Origin of the sequence: Dysgonomonas sp. 216 (genome assembly GCF_010501065.1) — a bacterium.
Taxonomy (GTDB): domain Bacteria; phylum Bacteroidota; class Bacteroidia; order Bacteroidales; family Dysgonomonadaceae; genus QVMM01.
Genome location: NZ_QVMM01000010.1, coordinates 45,923 through 65,276 on the forward strand (window position 1 = coordinate 45,923; position 19,354 = coordinate 65,276).

At 43.8% G+C, this 19,354-nt stretch carries 22 protein-coding genes and 1 pseudogene; 14 read left to right on the plus strand and 9 right to left on the minus strand.

The features are described from left to right. The first annotated feature begins 38 nt into the window (after nucleotides 1–38). The 14 genes from D0T53_RS07505 to D0T53_RS07570 all read left to right on the plus strand — a co-directional run bounded on the left by D0T53_RS07505 (nucleotide 39) and on the right by D0T53_RS07570 (nucleotide 13,240). On the plus strand, nucleotides 39–521 hold the full coding sequence (locus tag D0T53_RS07505; protein WP_255489417.1) for a DUF3575 domain-containing protein: 483 nt from the start codon (nucleotides 39–41) through the stop codon (nucleotides 519–521). Nucleotides 522–546: 25 nt separating this feature from the next. Next, nucleotides 547–2,721, plus strand: coding sequence for a hypothetical protein (locus tag D0T53_RS07510; protein ID WP_163266450.1), 2,175 nt, complete (start codon nucleotides 547–549; stop codon nucleotides 2,719–2,721). Between the two features lie 13 nt (nucleotides 2,722–2,734). Continuing rightward, nucleotides 2,735–3,601 (plus strand): hypothetical protein, encoded by an 867-nt coding sequence (locus D0T53_RS07515; RefSeq protein WP_163266452.1) that lies wholly within the window; start codon nucleotides 2,735–2,737, stop codon nucleotides 3,599–3,601. 108 nt (nucleotides 3,602–3,709) lie between these two features. After that, a complete protein-coding gene (locus tag D0T53_RS07520) occupies nucleotides 3,710–4,654 on the plus strand; it encodes a fimbrillin family protein (protein ID WP_163266454.1) in 945 nt (314 codons plus the stop codon). A 116-nt stretch (nucleotides 4,655–4,770) separates the two neighbouring features. Next, nucleotides 4,771–5,700 carry a fimbrillin family protein gene (locus D0T53_RS07525; RefSeq protein WP_163266456.1) on the plus strand — a complete coding sequence of 310 codons (930 nt, stop codon included), beginning with the start codon at nucleotides 4,771–4,773 and terminating at the stop codon, nucleotides 5,698–5,700. Nucleotides 5,701–5,751: 51 nt separating this feature from the next. Continuing rightward, the gene (locus D0T53_RS07530) at nucleotides 5,752–6,852 is read left to right on the plus strand and encodes a fimbrillin family protein (protein WP_163266458.1); all 1,101 of its coding nucleotides are present in this window, start codon (nucleotides 5,752–5,754) and stop codon (nucleotides 6,850–6,852) included. 58 nt (nucleotides 6,853–6,910) lie between these two features. Then, nucleotides 6,911–7,540 (plus strand): DUF4141 domain-containing protein, encoded by a 630-nt coding sequence (locus tag D0T53_RS07535; RefSeq protein ID WP_163266460.1) that lies wholly within the window; start codon nucleotides 6,911–6,913, stop codon nucleotides 7,538–7,540. A gap of 31 nt (nucleotides 7,541–7,571) precedes the next feature. Next, the gene (gene traJ, locus D0T53_RS07540) at nucleotides 7,572–8,564 is read left to right on the plus strand and encodes a conjugative transposon protein TraJ (RefSeq protein ID WP_163266462.1); all 993 of its coding nucleotides are present in this window, start codon (nucleotides 7,572–7,574) and stop codon (nucleotides 8,562–8,564) included. Nucleotides 8,565–8,712: 148 nt separating this feature from the next. Further along, entirely contained in the window at nucleotides 8,713–9,336 is a 624-nt protein-coding gene (gene traK / locus D0T53_RS07545) for a conjugative transposon protein TraK (RefSeq protein WP_163266464.1), read from the plus strand. Between the two features lie 14 nt (nucleotides 9,337–9,350). Next, a complete protein-coding gene (locus tag D0T53_RS07550; protein ID WP_163266466.1) occupies nucleotides 9,351–9,758 on the plus strand; it encodes a TraL conjugative transposon family protein in 408 nt (135 codons plus the stop codon). Further along, the gene (gene traM / locus D0T53_RS07555) at nucleotides 9,712–11,004 is read left to right on the plus strand and encodes a conjugative transposon protein TraM (RefSeq protein ID WP_163266468.1); all 1,293 of its coding nucleotides are present in this window, start codon (nucleotides 9,712–9,714) and stop codon (nucleotides 11,002–11,004) included. The genes D0T53_RS07550 and traM overlap by 47 nt, the downstream gene beginning before the upstream one ends. Nucleotides 11,005–11,110: 106 nt before the next feature. After that, nucleotides 11,111–12,103 (plus strand): conjugative transposon protein TraN, encoded by a 993-nt coding sequence (gene traN / locus D0T53_RS07560; RefSeq protein ID WP_163266594.1) that lies wholly within the window; start codon nucleotides 11,111–11,113, stop codon nucleotides 12,101–12,103. A 67-nt stretch (nucleotides 12,104–12,170) separates the two neighbouring features. Beyond that, nucleotides 12,171–12,746 (plus strand): conjugal transfer protein TraO, encoded by a 576-nt coding sequence (locus D0T53_RS07565; protein WP_163266470.1) that lies wholly within the window; start codon nucleotides 12,171–12,173, stop codon nucleotides 12,744–12,746. 68 nt (nucleotides 12,747–12,814) lie between these two features. After that, nucleotides 12,815–13,240 carry a DUF3872 domain-containing protein gene (locus D0T53_RS07570; protein WP_163266472.1) on the plus strand — a complete coding sequence of 142 codons (426 nt, stop codon included), beginning with the start codon at nucleotides 12,815–12,817 and terminating at the stop codon, nucleotides 13,238–13,240. Nucleotides 13,241–13,426: 186 nt separating this feature from the next. On the opposite strand, the gene D0T53_RS13570 is transcribed toward D0T53_RS07570, so the two are convergent. From D0T53_RS13570 to D0T53_RS07610, 9 genes and pseudogenes are all read right to left on the minus strand, one after another. After that, the gene (locus D0T53_RS13570) at nucleotides 13,427–13,708 is read right to left on the minus strand and encodes an OST-HTH/LOTUS domain-containing protein (protein ID WP_255489418.1); all 282 of its coding nucleotides are present in this window, start codon (nucleotides 13,706–13,708) and stop codon (nucleotides 13,427–13,429) included. A 72-nt stretch (nucleotides 13,709–13,780) separates the two neighbouring features. After that, nucleotides 13,781–14,089 (minus strand): annotated as a pseudogene (locus tag D0T53_RS13575) (hypothetical protein); the annotation flags it as partial. A 139-nt stretch (nucleotides 14,090–14,228) separates the two neighbouring features. Beyond that, complete coding sequence (locus tag D0T53_RS13740; protein ID WP_163266476.1) at nucleotides 14,229–14,600, minus strand: DUF3873 family protein; 372 nt, start codon at nucleotides 14,598–14,600, stop codon at nucleotides 14,229–14,231. A 31-nt stretch (nucleotides 14,601–14,631) separates the two neighbouring features. After that, on the minus strand, nucleotides 14,632–15,903 hold the full coding sequence (locus tag D0T53_RS07585; protein WP_163266478.1) for a PcfJ domain-containing protein: 1,272 nt from the start codon (nucleotides 15,901–15,903) through the stop codon (nucleotides 14,632–14,634). Between the two features lie 3 nt (nucleotides 15,904–15,906). Next, complete coding sequence (locus tag D0T53_RS07590; RefSeq protein ID WP_163266480.1) at nucleotides 15,907–16,320, minus strand: PcfK-like family protein; 414 nt, start codon at nucleotides 16,318–16,320, stop codon at nucleotides 15,907–15,909. Between the two features lie 5 nt (nucleotides 16,321–16,325). Further along, nucleotides 16,326–17,354, minus strand: coding sequence for a fusion protein (locus tag D0T53_RS07595; RefSeq protein WP_163266482.1), 1,029 nt, complete (start codon nucleotides 17,352–17,354; stop codon nucleotides 16,326–16,328). Between the two features lie 8 nt (nucleotides 17,355–17,362). Beyond that, on the minus strand, nucleotides 17,363–17,854 hold the full coding sequence (locus D0T53_RS07600) for an SLOG family protein (protein ID WP_163266484.1): 492 nt from the start codon (nucleotides 17,852–17,854) through the stop codon (nucleotides 17,363–17,365). 11 nt (nucleotides 17,855–17,865) lie between these two features. Beyond that, on the minus strand, nucleotides 17,866–18,129 hold the full coding sequence (locus D0T53_RS07605; protein WP_163266486.1) for a hypothetical protein: 264 nt from the start codon (nucleotides 18,127–18,129) through the stop codon (nucleotides 17,866–17,868). A 370-nt stretch (nucleotides 18,130–18,499) separates the two neighbouring features. Further along, a complete protein-coding gene (locus D0T53_RS07610; protein ID WP_163266488.1) occupies nucleotides 18,500–19,270 on the minus strand; it encodes a hypothetical protein in 771 nt (256 codons plus the stop codon). Between the last annotated feature and the right edge of the window lie 84 nt (nucleotides 19,271–19,354).

Consider the following 19,354-nt stretch of genomic DNA (forward strand, 5'->3'; position numbering starts at 1 on the left):
CTCTAATGACCGCCTTTTGCCTGTGTTGTTCCGGGAAGATGCAGGCACAGTTCTATTCTGCCGGTACGAATATCCCCGTATTGGGAACCGCTACCCTGAATGCAGAGCTGAGCATGACGCTCGACCGTTGGCATTCGATCCATCTTCCGGTGTATTACAACCCTTTCGTATTCGGCGGCAACAAGAAGATACAGAATTTCACCCTGTTGCCGGGAGTACGTCGCTGGGCATTGGAATCGTATATCGGAGGCTTTGCCGGAGCTAACCTTATCGGCACTAAGTATCATTTCACATGGAAGGACAACCGTTACAAAGGACAGGCTTACGGCGTAGGTATCAGTGCAGGTTATGCGCTGATGCTCTCTCCGCGCTGGAACCTCGAAGCAGAACTGGGGATCGGGCTGGTATGGACGGATTACGAGAAATACCCATGTGAGAAATGTACCCGTAAGATAGAGGACGAGAGTGGCTGGCATGCTGTACCGAATAAGGTCGGAGTATCAGTAGTCTATTTATTCTAAGCTCGCCGGATTAATTAAAAATGATATGAAAACAATAACGATTTACAGTATTTCCCTGCTTGTGGTTGCCACCATCCTTTTGATGGGTTGCCGCAGCAAGAAGCCGGAAGGAATCCTGCGGGCGAATATCCATCTGCCTGTAGTCCCGGCCGAAACGCAGAAAGAGAAGAAAAAGAAAGGACTGCCTTCGGTAGTGGAGATGAAAGACCATAAAGGTAATAAGACCACCTATGTGCAGACAGACCTGAACGAAAAAGGAGAGCGTCAGTTATCCGTTGAACTGGATGAAATAACGGTTACGGCAAAGCTCAAGAACGTTCCCGAACGTTTCGGAAAAGTGGATGTGGACTTTATCGTTACCGTTCCCGAAGGGCTAATAGAACCCGGGCGCCAGTTAAACCTGACACCGCACCTGCTAAAAAAAGGAAATATCACCGATTTTGGCGATCTGGTACTCAACGGCGATGATTTCGACCGTGTGCAGCAGGACGGCTACCGCAGGTATCAGAATTACCTTTCCGGTATTGTGCCTGACAGCCTGTTCGATGAACGGTTTGTCCGCACAGGAGCTTTTAATAAGTCCCTGTCCGATTATGACAGGGACGAACGGATGCGCGTCTATAAGGATTCTATGGACTATGTAAAGTACCGCCGGTATATCAGCCGACTGAACAAACGTTACACTATCTTCAATACCAAGATGTATAACAGCCGTTCATGGTTGCGCGAACGCCTGGGCTTGCAACGTACGCAGGAAAAGGATGGCCATCTGGCGGCATTGCACCCTTCGGATATAGAACATAAACCTTCCCATGCAGCCTCTTACGGATTCCTGACCGGACTAATCCCACAACTGCATTTATATCGCGAAGCTACCGAAAAGACCATTATCCGCAAATACCGCAAGGATAAGTACCGCTATGAATTTGAGAACAGCTACCGTCCGCTTTCGGCAGAAGATTCGGCCAGCATAAAACGGAATTTCTTAAAGGACAAGTTGATAGCTAAGAACCAAAAGCTGATCGACGAGAAGGATTTAATGTTCAACAAACTGGTGCAATTTCCGAAGAACCCGTCTGCACACCTCGATACGGTATTGTACAACAAAGGCCATTTTGAATACTACTATCATCAGGAGGTAGCCGTCGATGAGGACAGCCGCCGCATGGAACTCTTTTTGGACGGCTACGCCTTAGCTCTCGACGGTAACGATTTTGTACTTCCTGTATCAGACACGCTGGAATATATCGTTTCCTCGATGGTGCAATTCTTAGACACCCGTCCCCGCTATATGCGCAAGATTGTCGAACGCAGAGCCACTTCTTCGATGCGGGCGTATATTACCTTCAAGGTAGGTAAATCCGATCTGGATATCGAACTGGGCAACAACCAATCAGAAATAGACCGTGTACAGGGAATGACCGACGCCCTGGCCGAAACAGGCGAGTTCGTCATGGACAGTATCTCCCTTGTGGCGGGCTGTTCGCCGGAAGGCTCCTTCCGTTCCAATATGCAATTATCGAAGAACCGCGCCGAATCCATCCGTAAATACCTGCAAGCCAATCTTTCGGGCATAGAGGGATTAGAAAAGATGCTGCTGGCGCGTCCCAAAGGCGAGGACTGGGATGGATTGTCGAGGCTGGTATCCGATTCGCTGGAAAGTGTAAATAAACAAATGATACTGGCTATCATCGCCGAAATATCCGATCCCGACCGTAAGGAGAGCGATATGCGGCAAAGGTATCCGGAGGATTACAGGTTGATAAAGGATAAGCTATATCCCTATCTGCGTGCAGTAGATTTTACCTTCCATGTACACCGCAAGGGCATGATAAAAGACACCATCCACACGATGGAACCCGATACCCTTTATGAGCGTGGGATAAAACTGTTGGTACAACGCAAGTACAACGATGCCCTGCAAATACTGAACGAATACAATGATTGGAATACCGCCATCTGCCTGATGAGCTTAGGCTATGACCGTCCGGCATACACTATCCTCAAAGGAGAAGCCGAATCGGGGGATAGGGAATACCTTCTGGCGGTACTGGCCTCACGCCTGGAAGAGGAAGAGGAAGCCGTCAGGCGTTACCTGCGCTCGGTGGAACTTGACCCTGCCAAACGCTGGCGCGGTACGCTCGACCCGGAGATAAATAAGCTGATTAAAGCCTACGGATTGAATAATGATGATGAATAAAAACTCAACTACGATGAAACAAATAGTAAAAGCAATATTCACCACGGCTTTATGCCTGTGTTTGATAAGCTCCTGCCACCTGATCGACTTTGAGGAGGGCTGTTTCTATACGGGCGATGTGAAAGTGATTTTCGACTGGCAGCACCTTAATACCAGGGCGGAAAAACCGGACATCATGCAAACGGTGTTTTATCCCGATAACAGTGTGTTAGCTTCCTACCCACTTTCTGGCGATACCCTGCTGACCGGACTGGCGGCTGCAAATCATGCGGTGTTGACATATAACCATCCGCAAGGTATTACTTTTTATGAAATGGATTGTCCCTGCTCCGCCTATGCTACGCTGGTTACCTATACACATGATAGCAAGGTATATACTACCAATGTCCCCGCCCTGTATGCCGCTAAAAAGGAAATTGCTATTCCGGCTTTTGAAAGGACAGAATGTGTACTTGTCCCGAGACCCTGTTTTCAACAGGTGTTTATCGACTTTGTGATTATTCGCCGGAATGTGGACACAGCCATCGAGAACCTGACCGGAGAGTTAAGCGGAGTAGCGACAAGATACTCTTTCGGGGATATGCAGGCGATGCAAAGCCAGGCATCCCTGCCATTTAAGAGCAAAGAGGTGACAGCCGACAAATACTCTACCGCTATGTGTGTGTTGGGCATGTGTCCGGAAGTATCCAAAAATATAGATATACATCTGTCGCTCGCAGGGGATAGGGATTACTACCAAAACCTCGACCTGACGGGCGTATTTGAAAACTTCACCGCTCCGGCTATTTACCTGACTATTGAGGTTTACCTCAGTAACGTGGGTATTTCCCTTTCGATTGCCGACTGGTGTACAGGTGAGGGAGGGCATATAGATATTTAATTAATCAATATACCAATGAGTCAATATGCCAATTTGAAAATAAGTAAAAAAAACAGTATTAATAAACGGCTTAACCAGAGCCAAGTATTTATTTAAAATTTAAAAAAAATGAAAAAGTTATTATTTATGACGATGACCGCCATGCTTGTATTTGCATCATGTAACGATCATGATGAATCAGCAACAGTAAACGAAAATGCATCTCTGTTGAGTATTACAACAGAGATCAATACGCAGCAAAAATCCCTGCGCTCCGGCCCGATGACTGCCTTTGCCGACGGATCGACGCTCAGCTTATTCGTATGTGCCGGTACGCTGGGGACACCCTATCCCGGCGGCCCTTACGACAATATCAAAGCCTCTTTTGATGGGAATACAGCTTTATGGAGCATGGAACGCCCCGTAAGGTTGACAAGTGAGAATGCTTCCGTCTATGCCCTGTATCCCTATATGCCTTCCCTTGGTAACGGTGTGAACACAGCCCAAATCGAACATACCTCCCAAACGGACTATATGTTCGGCACCAATGCCGAAGAGCAACAGGCCGTTAACCATAACAACCCACGGGTACGCCTGCGTATGAACCATGCCCTTACGTTATTACAATTCAGGCTTAGCAAACACAACTACGACGGACAAGGGAAAGTAACACGCCTAGCGGTAGGAAATGAAACGGGACGCAACGACCTGCGAAGCGCCGGCACACTGAGCATCACCAACGGGGATATATATACCCTGGCTACAGAGATAAGCCCCGCCGCCATTGAGGATACCGACGGGCTGTATACCATACCGGATGTGACTCCCGGTAATAATGATTATTTGAATGTGATGATACTGCCTGTAGCCAATACCTCTGCAAACGGCAGTGTACAATTCCATTTTACCATCGATGGCAGGGTATATACCTATAATGTCCCAGCCAATACGACCTGGAAGCAAAGCACAAAGTATATTTATGAGGTGACACTCAACGGTACCGAACTACAGATCGCAGATGTGATTATCACAGACTGGATCGACGGCCCGGTAAGCGGTGTGGAAATATTCTAAAACCGCAGGTTTCTTTATTGCTCAGGTAAGCAATTGTTTCATTTTCAAAAAAAGTAACGGGAGAGGTGTAAAAAGCCTCCCCGTAATATCAAACAAAAAAACTAAAAACGCATATTATGAAATTATCCAGATTATGTCAATTATCACTTCTGCTGGTATCCTGCCTTGTGTATTGTTCCTGCAATGATGATGCAGATACAGTAAACGGTCCCACTAATGGAGAATTAGCCGCCCTGACTATAAAAACAGACATAAGCCCGGCCCTTCGCAATACCAAAAGCGGAACGATCAGCTCGTTTACCGATGATTCCCAGTTGGGGTTGTTTATCTCACAGGACGGGAATATAGACCATGTTTTTGAACGCTACGGAACGGGGCGCAATGTATGTTCCATCTACAAGTACGGGTACTGGTACCAGCAGCCCGGTGTCATGCTTGATAACATCCCGGTGCGGGTATTCGCTTATTACCCATTTAATCAGGAAAATCACTATCCCCGTCAGATTCCCGTTGAGCATACCAGCCAAACGGATTACCTATACGGGACACATGCTACCGGATGGGCGGAGGTCAATAAGTATAATCCCGAAGTGAAATTAGCCATGAAGCATGCCCTTTCACTGGTGCAGTTCCATATAAGCGGTCCGGGAGCGGATTATGTTGACTATATCGAAATCGTCAATCCGATGCCCGGCGTCATTGGACTGCATAGCCGCGGGACGCTGGATATCTCCACGGGAGAGATCAGCTACGATGAGTCCTCACGCGAAGGTATACGCTGGCAGAATGACGGCACGCATTACGCAGGGAGTCAGGAAGGTATCAATATGATGGTCATGCCGACAGCTGTCACTACGGCAGGAAGTGTAGCGGTACACTTCAAAATTGAGGGCGAACCCTATACATGGATAGTACCCGAAGGCACGAGTTGGAAAAGCGGAACCCGGAATACCTACCATATGCAGATAACCGGAAAAGAACTGCATGTCAGGGATGTAGTGATCGAACCATGGCTTCCGGGAATTAACGAAACATATCCTTTGTAAACAAATAAACGGGGAGGTATGGCAAGCGTTCCTTCCCCATAATATGTGGGAATGATGAAAACATATAGAATAATTACACCCTTAGTATTCTTCCTTCTGGTCTTTACTTCGTGCAGCGAGGAAACGGAAGAATACAGCCATATTGGCAAAACACAAGGCCGTGCAGTCAGCTTCCGCCCGGAAGATACCTCGCAGCTTAAAAGCATGGGACATATAAGGGATTGGGCATTTCTGCCGGGCGACCGGATCGGGGTGTTCGCGGTAGATATGCGCAATCTAGACGGTAACCAGCGGCCGACGGATCTGTATGCCGTAAATAAGTGTTTCATGTATGACGGGCAGAACTTTAACCCCGAAAGGGAAGAAGACAGGCTGTTTGTCCTGAACCAAAAGCTGGCATTCTATGCCTATTACCCTTACAATCCTTCGATGGACCACAGCTGGCTGAGACTCGATTTCTCGGTCTGCCCGTTTCAAGACGGGTGGGAACACAGCCCTCATGAGAGCCTCGGTGAATCCTGGCATCACCTGGGCAGCGACCTGATCGTCGCCGTCAATGAAGAAGGTATCACCGGGGATATTATCCCCTTACGTTTCCGCCATATGATGGCCATGGTCGAGGTTGAACTGAACCACGGTATAGACAGGACTGCCGACAGTATCATCCTTTCACGCAAATACCTGAATTGCACTGTCGATATGATGTATTCGAAAGCTTATATAAGCGATACACTCAAGTATGACGTCAGGATGTCCCTTATTTCCGGATATGACGGAACCAGCTGGTACCGGGCGCTGATACCGGAGCAGGAGGTGCAGCAGGATTCGCTGTTGCTGCGTATCTACGCAGGAGGAAAAGAATACCTGCATTATGCCGATGATTATTTCGGTTTCAAATCGGGCGTTACACATAATTTCCGGTTCAGCCTTCCCTGTACGATAACCTTAAGCCATACTTCCGGCGGCACGGTCTCGGGAGGAGGGACGCGCCATTGCGGGGATTATGTAACGGTGAAAGCCGAAATGGACAAGGGTTACAACTTTTCGGGATGGTATGAAGATGATAAAAAAGTCAGCGGTTACCTGCACTATTCCTTCATGGCGAACGGTGACCGCACACTCGAAGCGCGGTTTTACCCTCTAAACAAATAGTTTAATCCGGTAACAAACGGATAACCAACTCAATTTATTTACACAAAAATTTATCAACATGAAAATAAAGATTTTTATGATGTGGGGACTTCTTATCCTCTTGACAACGAATGTGCAGGCACAATGGACGGTTATAGACCCTTCCAACCTGGCGCAGGGCATTGTCAATACAACACGCAATGTAGTGCAGACCACTACCACCGCCCAAAATATGGTTTCGAATTTTAAGGAAACCGTTAAAATTTACGAACAGGGCAAGGCCTACTACGATGCGCTCAAATCTGTCAACAATCTGGTGCGTGACGCAAAAAAAGTGCAGCAAACCATCCTGATGGTAGGTGATATATCGGATATATATGTTGTCAACTTCCAGAAAATGATGTCCGATCCCAACTATTCAGTCGATGAACTCAATGCTATCGCTACGGGTTACGCCAAGCTATTGGAACAAAGCAACGATGTACTGAATGAACTTAAAGGCGTAGTCAATATCACTACCCTGTCCCTGTCGGATAAAGACCGGATGGATGTGGTCAATCACTGTCACAATGAAATGGTGAACTACCGCAATTTAGTCAGATACTATACCAATAAGAATATCGGCATTTCCTACCTGCGGGCAAAGAAGAAGGGCGAAACCGCGCGGGTGACGGCTTTATATGGCAATCCGGATGAACGCTATTGGTAAATCGATTAGCAAATTCTTAAATTAGAAGAATATGGATTTTGATCAATTTCACGAAACACTGCGGACACTCTATGACCAGATGATGCCTTTGTGCAGTGATATGACCGGGGTAGCCAAAGGAATAGCCGGATTAGGCGCACTCTTTTATGTGGCATATCGGGTATGGCAATCGCTCTCGCGGGCGGAACCGATAGATGTGTTCCCTCTGCTGCGTCCCTTTGCCATCGGGCTGTGTATTATGTTCTTCCCGACAATTGTGTTGGGAACCATCAACAGTATAATGAGTCCGGTAGTACAGGGAACGCACGGGATGCTGCAATCCGAAACTTTCGATATGAACAAGTACGCCCAGCAGAAAGACCAGTTGGAATACGAGATTATGCGTAAGAATCCCGAAACAACCTATCTGGTGGATAACGAAGTCTGGGACGCTAAGTTAGAAGAACTCGGCATTACCGATGTAGGGACAAAAGTAGGGCTATATATTGAAAAAGGAATGTATGAAACAAAAAAATGGATACGCGAAGCATTCAGGGAATTGTTGGAGATACTCTTTAAAGCGGCTGCATTGGTCATTGACGTGATACGCACCTTCTTCCTGATAGTTCTGGCTATCCTCGGACCGATAGCTTTCGCCATATCGGTATGGGACGGATTCGCCTCCACGCTTACACAATGGATAACGCGTTATATATCGGTCTATCTGTGGCTACCAGTATCGGATTTATTCAGCAGTATCCTGGCGCGGCTTCAATCCCTGATGTTACAGGCGGATATCGAACGTATGCAGACCGATCCCAACTTTTCGATAGACAGCATGGATATCGTATACGTCCTGTTCCTTATTATCGGTATTGTAGGCTTCTTTACCATCCCGACCGTTGCCGGATGGATAATATCGGCAGGAGGTATGGGTAACTACGGCAAGAACGTCAACCAGACGGTCTCTAAGACAGGAGCAGCCACAGGAGGTGCTGCGGGTGCCGCCGCAGGGAATATTGCAGGAAGGTTGAAAGGGCGGTGAGCTACCGCTCCCAATTATTAGCTTACAAGACAGATAATTTCAATGAGCCAATGGTCTGATATGCTAATTTGCCAATGAAGAAATGACTACAAGGCTCAGTGGTTACCACTGGCATATCGGCATATTATTAAATTATCACATTAAAAAAATGGAATTTAAAAGTTTAAAAAATATAGAAACCAGCTTTAAGCAGCTCCGCATCTTCGGCATTGTCTTTCTGTGTATGTGTACTCTGGTGACGGGTTACTCTGTATACAGTGCATACGATTTCGCGGAGGCCCAACGCCAGAAGATATATGTACTGGACAACGGAAAATCCCTGATGCTGGCTCTCTCGCAGGACTTATCGCAAAACCGTCCGGTGGAAGTCCGTGAACATGTCAGGCGTTTCCATGAGCTGTTCTTTACTCTGTCTCCCGATAAGAACGCCATTGAAAGCAATATCAACCGGGCATTACTCCTGTCCGACAGGTCGGCATTTAATTATTATAAAGACCTGTCAGAGAAAGGGTTTTACAACCGTATCATCTCAGGGAACATCAACCAGACCATTCAGATAGACAGCGTTGTCTGCAACCTGAATACCTATCCCTATCAGGTTGTTACCTATGCCCGCCAGATGATTATACGCGAGAGTAATATTACCGAACGGTCCCTTATCTCATCCTGCAAATTGCAGAACTCCGTCCGCTCCGACAATAACCCACACGGGTTTATTATTGAGGGATTCGAGGTAAAGGAAAACAAGGATATACGTGTTCTTGCACGCTAAAAAAACGAAGGCTTATGAAAGAAAAATTAAAAGACATCGCCTACCGGCGGCTGGAAGACTGGTTGAAGGACTTATGCGGGGAACTTACTCCTGACAAGCGGATAATGGTTATCCTGATTATGCTATTGATACTGACAATCGGCAATCTCTACTTTACTTTTTCCACCATATACAACTGGGGAAGGGAAAGTGAAAAGAAGAAACAATTGAAGCTTGAACACATCAGACAGCCGGGATTAGAATACAATAAGAATAAGGACTATGATTTTATGGATTCCCCTATCGACAAGGGAGGCTTTTCCCTGCCCGGGCAAGAGATACCGAAGGATTCTGCCGATAGTATAATGAATAATAACAACAAAAAATTCAACGAATATGAGCGAACAATCAAAAATAAGTGCAGAGCGCAGGCAGCAACTTAAAAAATATGCCGTGTTCCTGTTGATGGCGGTTATCTGCGCCGGTTCCATGTGGCTGATATTTGCCCCTTCCGGCGCGAATAAGGCGAAGCAGCAGGAAGGCAACGGCTTTAACGCCGACATACCTGATCCGGGGAGTGACGAGATAATCGGTGACAAGAAAGATGCCTACGAAAAAGAGCAGATGCGGGGGAAAGAAAACGAGCGGATGCAATCCCTACAGGGATATATTATTGAGTTAGAGAATGAATCCGGTACAAACAGGGCGAATCTGTCTATGTTGGGTAATCCTGCTCCGGAAACCGGAACGGAAGAAAAAAAGGAAGCTCCGATAAACAATTCGGTTTCGGCATACAGGGACATCAATAAGACATTAGGTAATTTCTATGAAAAGCCCAAAGATGATCCCGAAAAGGAAGAGATGAAGAAGAAGCTGGAAGAACTGGAAGCCAGGATGCAGGAAAAAGATGATAAGCAATCGCTTATGAACGAACAGCTTACCTTGATGGAGAAGTCCTACGAAATGGCGGCTAAGTATATGCCGGCCGGCCAGGAACAGCAAAACAACGGTTCACTGAAAAGTAAGATCGACAATTACGGCAAAAACAATTCCTCCGGTAATGGAAAGGTCAAAGTAAGCCCCGTGCGCAGGATAGACAACCGGACGGTATCGGCATTGAGCCAGTCGTATGGCGATAATGAACTGTACATGATGTTCGACCAGCCCCGCAATATGGGATTCAATACGATGGGCGGAGAGACCGGTGTATCGGAAAAAAATACCATCTCCGCCGTAATCCATGACGACCAGACGGTAGTGGACGGGCAGACTACGCGGATGCGCCTGACCGAGCCATTACTGGCGGGGACGACGCTTATTCCGGAAAATACGGTTCTGACGGGTGTCGCCAAAATACAGGGTGAACGGCTGGAAATCCAGATAGCTTCTATCGAATATCAGGGTACGATCATCCCGGTGGAAATGGCGACATTCGACACCGATGGGCAGCGAGGTATTTACATTCCCGGTTCATTGGAAATGAACGCAGCCAAAGAGATTCTAGCCAATATGGGAAACAGTGTGGGGACAAGTTTTACCATGACACAGAGTACAGGGGCGCAACTGACCTCCGATTTGAGCAAAAGTGCCATACAAGGGGTATCGGCGTATATGCAGAAAAAGATACGACAGGTAAAGGTAACCCTCAAATCGGGATACCGGGTCATGTTGATGCCGAAGACTAATTAGTTAATGGGATGATGTGCCAATTTAATGAGAAAATGTAAAGATTTGCATATTAGCAGATGAAATACAGTTGACGAAAATATTTATGAATCAAATAAATAAAAGAAAGATGAAAAAATATATTGTAGTATTTATACTGGCAGTGACAACCATCGGTAATATAAATGCCCAAATAGGGGATACTATTGTCGTAACGGGGCAACCAGCAACAAAGGAAATGCCTGAAGAGCGGGGGCAATCACCAAAACTTGCTTCCGGTGACTATTATGAAGGGTTGACAAGAAAAATAACCTTTGACCGCATGATTCCGCCATACGGGTTAGAGGTGACTTTCGATAAGACCGTGCATATTATCTTTCCCGCTGCCATTCGTTATGTGGACCTGGGTTCGAATAACATCATAGCCGGAAAAGCAGGGGCTTCGGAAAATATCTTGCGGGTAAAAGCGGCTGTCCGTAGTTTTGAAACAGAAACCAATCTGGCTGTCATTACCGAAGAAGGCAGCTACTACACCTATAATGTAAAATATGCCGATGAGCCTGAAAAGCTCAATATCGAGATGAAAGATTTTTTACACGACGGTCAAGCAACAAATCGTCCGAATAACTCACTCGATATTTACCTGAAGGAACTGGGTAGCGAATCGCCCCGCATCGTTTACCTGATAAACAGGGCGATATACAAAACTGACAAACGAATTGTAAAGCATATAGGCTCGAGACGCTTCGGCATACAATACCTGTTGAAGGGGATTTATTCGAATAACAACCTCCTGTATCTGCATACATCTATTAAAAATTCTTCCAATGTACCTTTCGATGTGGATTTTGTGCGTATGAAAATCATCGACAAGAAAGTAGGCAAACAAACAGCGATTCAGGAAACAGTGATTTATCCGCTGCGGGCATATAATTTTATATCGACTGTCTCAGGTAAGCGGACGGAGCGCACTGTATTGACCATCGACAAAATAACGATTCCCAATGATAAGAAGCTCGTTATAGAACTGTTTGAAAAGAACGGCGGTCGTAATCAGTCCTTTACTATTGAGAATGAAGACCTGATTCGAGCCGAACAGATTAATGAACTAAAGATAAAATAAGCAAATTAGCCAATGCCGCAAAGCGATAAATAAGCTAACTGCTTTAATGAACTAATAAATAAAAATTATGTATAGAATAGTATTGATTATAACATTGGCCTTTTCATTGAGCCTGCTGATTGTAGGGCAGGCTCATGGGCAGCGTTACCTGCCGGAACAGAAAGGAGTTCAGTTTACAGCGGGCACGGTGGACGGCTTCAACCCGGATAAGAGTTTCAGCTTCGGGTTAGCCTTATCCTCTTACAATCACAGCGGCAACCGCTGGGTGATCGGGGCAGACTATATGCAGAAACAATACGGCTATGACAGCAAAGATATTCCCCTGGCGCAATTCATAGCCGAAGGTGGTTACTACAAACAAATGCAGTCCGATCCATCCAAAACCGTATTCTTTTCTGTCGGAGCATCGCTGGCGGCAGGGTATGAAACAATAAACTGGGGAAAGAAACGACTGGATGACGGGGCAACTGTTACCAATAAGGACAATTTCCTGTATGGCGGGGCGATAGCTGTGGAAATAGAAACATTCCTGAACGATAGGCTGGCTTTGCTTGTCAATGCACGGGAAAGGGTATTGTTCGGCTCGGAAATTAGTAAATTCCATACGCAGGTGGCTGTCGGCGTCAAGGTTATAATCAATTAGCGAAGACCTGCCAAACCCTCCAAAGGAGGGTTTTAGGCAATAAAAGAAAAATATAAATAAGAATTACAATGAAAAAATGTGCATCATACATTATATATATGCTATTGCTTGCTGCAATAGCCTGTGCCTGTAGCGATGATATTGATATTAAGCAGGACTATGAATTCAAAGTGACTCACCTGCCTGTACCCAAAAAACTGAAAACCGGTGAAACAGCGGAGATCAGGTGTCAATTGGAACGTTCGGGAGAGTATGAAAATACGAAATACTTCCTGCGTTATTTCCAAACTGAGGGGCGCGGCTCCCTGCGGATGGATAGGGGTACGCCTTTCCTGCCCAATGACACGTACGAATTGGAAAAAGAAACATTCAGGCTCTATTACACCTCATATTCACAGGAAAGGGCGGTGATAGAGATTGTCTTTTTCGATTCGTTCGCCCGGGAATATCCCCTGACGCTGAACTTTAATGCGAACTCATCGGAAGAAAAATAGCTATGAATATAGTTTATTATTGTATGACGGCCTATCAGGTTGTTTCATGGATTTGTATAATCGTAAGTATCCGCTGTGCCAAATCCGATATTGAATTATGGGATGAGGAAGTGGAGTGAGAGAGCGTTATGTATGTAGAGGTCTGGGTAAAAGCCCGGACCTCTGTGTGTTAACGGAAGCAATATTTTATTTTTTGGCAACAACATAAATATTTTCTCCTTCTGTCTGGATAATCTCGTATTTATCTAATTTTTCATAGATTTCCCTTAACGTTTTACATCCATAACGACGAGGGGTGTATCTGGGGTGTATTTTTTTCAGGGCAAAACCTAATTCTGAAAAAGTAGCATTTTCTTTTTCATATAATTCGAAGGCTTCATCAAAAATATGTGCTTCTTTTTGTAGTATCGTTTCAGGAGTATCTCCACCTTCTAATTTAATCCTGATTTTAGGTTTAGCATTATACAATTTAAGTTTAGCAGAAAGAGTAAGAGGCTGTTTTTCTGTATTATCATGTTTATCCTTTGCAGGAAACTCATCCTCCTGAGGTTTAGCTTTTCGTTTTTGCTGCTTTTCTTTATTGTGTTTCTCTTTTTTTATTTGTTCCTCTTTGAGCAGTTGGTCGATAGATTTAACAACATCCGGTGTTTCCTTTCCAAAGCGTTTATAGTATAAATTTTCGATATATTGTGGTAATGGTGTCTTCCATGACTCCTGTTTGTGGTTATCCAGCTTTCCTAATTTATCGGGATTGAAACCGAGTTCACGAGCCATCAGCACCTGTGCATCCGATAGCCTGTGCCGTTTCTGGGCGATTTTCCACTTTTCTAATTTTACCTTATTATTCATTTATCTTGCATTTATACAAAAATAGGGTAAATCGAAAAATTTACCATCGGTTTTTTGCTTCTTTTATTCCGCTTAGGCTCATGAAAAAAGAAGCGGGCAGAATTTTCACCTGCCCGTACATCTATTATTTATTATTCGTTTACTTGTCATTAGCGAACACATACCAACTATCCCTGTAATCCTTTCCTAAAAGGTTAAATACTCCTGTATATCCGCTGGTTTGGGCGTATTGCTTGGCTTGGGATATAGTGTCGAACTCGCCTATCTTTTTTATCCCTATGAACAGCTTGTATCTCTCGCTTTTCTTCCTTAGCCATTCATCCCTGCGTTTACGGCATTCTTCCAACGAGGGTGCTACGCAGGAAAATAATTCGCCATCACCCGCATACCTGAAATCGTACTGATAGAAGATTTGCCTTGGACGGTGGGCAGGACGGAATGTTATATAGTTCTCTTTTCCCTGTTCACATACGCAAGAGCCATTGTTATCATTGATTGAGTTTGTGCTCATAATTTTTGATGTTTAGTTTGTTTATAATTCTTTATGCTGCTAACCGTTCTTCTATCAATGGGATATTGTTCTGAACAAGCTGTACTATCCTGTCGTGATACTCGGTATTCTTATTACATACCCCTCTCGATTGGATAACCTCTAATCTTGAAATGGATATTTCAATGGTTTCTATTTTCTTGCCCTCAATGGTAGCTGAAAGGATTAATGAATCTTCCTTTGAGTAGTAACCGCCTACGCAGTGGTGCATCAATTTCCCCTCTAATACAATTGCCTCGATGCTCTCCAATACACGGATTGTTATATCGCCATCCGAAAACATCAGCCCGAAAAATCTGCCTTTTGCCTGTGCAAAATCGGCTTCTTTCTCCCGGAGTTTCTCCATTTCTTTTTGTGCATCCGCTTTTGCTTTCTTCAACATATAGCGGTTATGTTCTTTATGCAAGTCGGATGGGCATACATATTTAGCGTTATGCAGGTCTTTACCCAAATAGCGTAAAAAACCGATATAGTCACACCACAGGGAAGCGTCTTTGACCTTGTACCCATTCCTGATACAGATGCGTACAGATGCCCAATAATCATCAATCTTACGGCTTCTGTCTTTTAAGAACAGGCTGAACAATTCTGTTTGCCCTACTTTGAGCAATGTTTCCATTCTGCTGTCAGATAGTAAAGCGTGGAATACATCGAACGGTCTTTGATTGATTATGTATTTCTTTATGCCCGTGCGTTTCAGTTCGGGGATTAGCTGTTGTTCGGGATAGTAATAATAAGGCAGAATCCTGTTGTAAACATCAATTTCCGTGCGAAGTTCCAAAGGAGTACCGAATATCCATGAATCATAGTACATCGTCCCCATTGTCTGGCGGAGTTTGGCGAATGTACAGTATTTGCCATTAGGTGCAATCCATCGTTGCATGACTTCCGAGTGAGTGTATTTTACCGTTTTACCGACTTTGGCTACTGATTTTATCATAATATAGCGTAAGACCTGATAGCCCTCATGGGTGGTAATAGTGCAAAGGTACTCGCATCCTTCAAATATCCTCTTTCGGGTGGTCTTTACAATCAGTTTGGCTTTGCAGTTCGGACATTCACATCCCAAAAGGGTACTAATCAATTCGCCATCCCCCTGCCATTTGTGTCCGCAGTCGGTACAAGTAACAATACCCTTGCTTGTGCGTTGCCCTATATGCTCAATGCAGTTTCTATATCCCCATTCAATCTGTTTTTCAGTGAGTTTAGGCAGGGTTTTACTTGCCTCTACTACTTGTTTCTGAAATTTATTTTTTGGTTTCATGATTCAAAATAATGTTAGTTGCTGATTTTCTGTTGATTGTTTCATATTCACCCGTTTTGCTTTAGGTTGCATCATTTTGTTATAAGCATCGTTCTGAGCCTTTTGAATGGCGTCTTTTCGTGCTTCTTCTATTTCTTCGGCTGTCAGTTTAACGATATGGTTCACTGTGATTCGGGCGTTAATCGGTTTACTTGCTTCTATATTATCCTTTGTATAATAATCGGTTGCCATTTCAAATATCTCATCATCGTGAAAACCATTGCAACCGCTTTTCTGAACTTGGTTTAATATATACAGGCAACATTCATCAATGTTCTTACTCTCTTTGGCAAAGGATTGGGCGAACAACGAATCTTTCTCCGCCTGTTGCTCCAAATATGTTAGTATCGTGCGTGTGAAATAAGCTGTTGATTTCATGGTAGTTATTTGTTTAGATTTAATACTCTTTCTAATTCTTTTCTCTTAGTTTGGGAAAATATCCACCCTGCTTGTTTTTCGTTGTTGTGGGTTAATCTAGGATTGAATTTTCCTCCCATTGCTTTAAGTAAATCTTTGATTTCTTTGGTGTCTCCAAACAAAGCGATAGCTTTCTCGGAATAGTCTACAATCTCGAATCGGAGGTTATCGGCTCTTTGTACAGCTTGCATTTCTCCTGCCTGTCCTCCTGATACGGTAGTATTTTTTCTTCCTGTTGTTTTGATGTGGATATTATCGGGATTACCTGCCGTATAGGCAAATTCTTTGATTGTGCTTTCCCTGTTATAGATAGGTACTTTCTTGATTATCCAACCATGGTAATAACTTTCACCTAAATAATAGCCCTTCCCCATTGAATACTTTTCCCTGTGTTCGTAATTTTCGTTATATTCAAACAGGTAGGCTGTTTCTTCAAAATTAGATGCATATTTGCGCATTTCCGAAAAGATGTCCCTCTGATGCTTGGAAAAGCCTAATATCACGGTTCTGACGGTAGAGGATGCAAAATAGTCGGTTTGGCTGTCGCTCTCGTCCTGTTTCAGACAAGCGACAATTAGTGCCTGTGCATCTTTGGGCAGGTTCTTTTCAAGCCAATCACGACCAATAACCCGAACTTCTTCCCTGCGTTTTTCCTCGGCTCGTTCTTTCTCCATCTTATCCACCCGATTGGCTTGTGCTTTGGCGAGTAATTCGGCTGTTTCTTTTTCGGGCATAAATTCGATGTTGTTCTCATCGTAATACATACCTATACCGAATTTCTGACTTAACGGCTTTATTATTTCGGATTGGTGTATATCTAATGTCCGAAGGTTGATTAAGTGGTAACGATAGCCGAATTTGTCATCGTGTGTTATTTTGTAGACTACATAGCAGTCATAACTGTACCCCTGCATCTGGACTACCTGGTTTACTTCTACTGCTTTTACTTCTGTGTCGGTTGTTGTACCACCGAATAACGAATATAATTTTGTCATGGTTGTATTTATTTGAATAAGTTAATAGTCGGAATTTTGTTTGCTTCTGCCCTGCGGACTGTATAGCCTGTGCCACTGAAAAAGGATTGACCGTAATAGGCTATCAGTAAAGAAGAATGTTCTAACATATAATCGTTACGGCGCAAGAAGCATTCTTTGTAATAATATGCGGACAGGATGATATTTAAGGTAGCATTATCAGCTATGCAGATATACCGCTGTTTGTCTTCTTGCGTAAAATAATTGTGATGTCCTGCATAGGGTACAGCAATGAATAACTGTATATCTGTAAGTTGTTCCTGCAAACTCAATACTACTTCCGAAGCCAGCAAATCGAATCCCCTTGCTCCGCCCGTAATAAATGTGCGATAGCCATTGTTATACTGCTCTGAAAGGATATGTGTTAATTCTTCTCTTAAGATGGCAACATTCTCTATATTAATATTGCGATGCCCAGTAAAGGCTACTGTCTTTGATTTATCAATAGTTATATTTTTCATATTGTGAAATATTAAAGGATAAATGAGATAATGATTGCTGCTACTGCCAAAAGGAATAGCACTGACAGCAAAGAGTAGATAATACCAACCGACAAACGGATGATTTTAAAAACGCTACGAACAAGAATATACAAAGCCACCACCCCCAGCAGGCATACGCCCGATTTGCTGATAAACGCACTGCAAACCACTAACAAAGCCACTCCTAAACCCAATTTTATGCTACGAGCGAGATAGGAAATGTTGTTCTCATTGTTTTTTTCTGTTGTTTTCATAATTGTCGACCTTTTTTTTATGCCGTGTCGCTTCGATGAGGAGTATGTTGTTCTAAAGGCGGCAAAAGGTCAGATTGGCGGTATGACAAATTTTTTGAAAAGAATACGCTCGCCCCGAAAGTAGAGAAGGGGAGCAGAGGAAGATTGTTTTCAAAACCCCTTGGGGCTGAAAGAATTTTACGTCTATACCGGGAATATGAGATACCTTTGCTTTTAGAACAACATCCTCCTCATCGAAGCGATATATATGCCTTATGGGGAGACTGATTATGAAAAGGGCGGGAAAATCGTTAGTAGCAAGGTGGGAAGATGATGTTTTTTAAGAAACATCTATTGCATACAAAAGTACATAAGGTAGGAGGATCATACTTTATTTTCCTTCTATACTTTTTTTAATAAAAATAGATGGCTGCTTTGTATTTTCTGATTTTTCCTTTTCTCTGGCAATATGGTCGAGCCACAGGGCATAGACGGCAACAGGAATTTCTTCATAACCCATATCGTCAATTTCTTTATATTGGGCTTGCATCAACTCAAAATGTTTATAAGCTTCGGGAGATAGTTCTTTCATTATCTCCGGCTTTGGGGCATTCAGCAGGTGGGCTAAGGTAAGAGTAAGCCGTGTTTGGTAGCCGGATTTCAGTAATTTGGCATTCATATTATTTTTTAGATATTTTTCTGCCGTATCTATACATTTAAGGTAAAAATCATCATAGCCGTATTTTTGATAATATCCTCTTGCTAAATCCAACAGCATTTCAGCAACCACGTTGGTTTTATCCATTGGTTCAAGGTATATTTTACTTTGCATGGCTTCGGCTTTGATATAACTACTGTTCATATAGTGGGTATCACTAAGGATAGCTTTACAGGTTAGTTCCAGATTATACCAATCTCCTTTTTCATCCTGTATTTTCACAAATGAATGTCTTGGGGAGAAAGACCAGTATGCTTCTGCTCCCATTTCTTCGGCTAGTACGAGGTAATACAAAGGCATGGAATGGCATTGTCCTCTACCTGTCTGCATTAAGGTAGTAACGAAATGACTGTCATAGCTAATATGCGAATCGTAATCTTCATAGTTGTATTTGATAGGATAATGAGTCTGCGCTTTTCCTGTTGCTTTATCTTTTACTTTCAAGGTATTTTAATAAATTAAACTAATTTGTAGAATTATTTTTAACAGCTGAAAAATCAATTCTGGACTGTCTTTGTTGTGAGATGA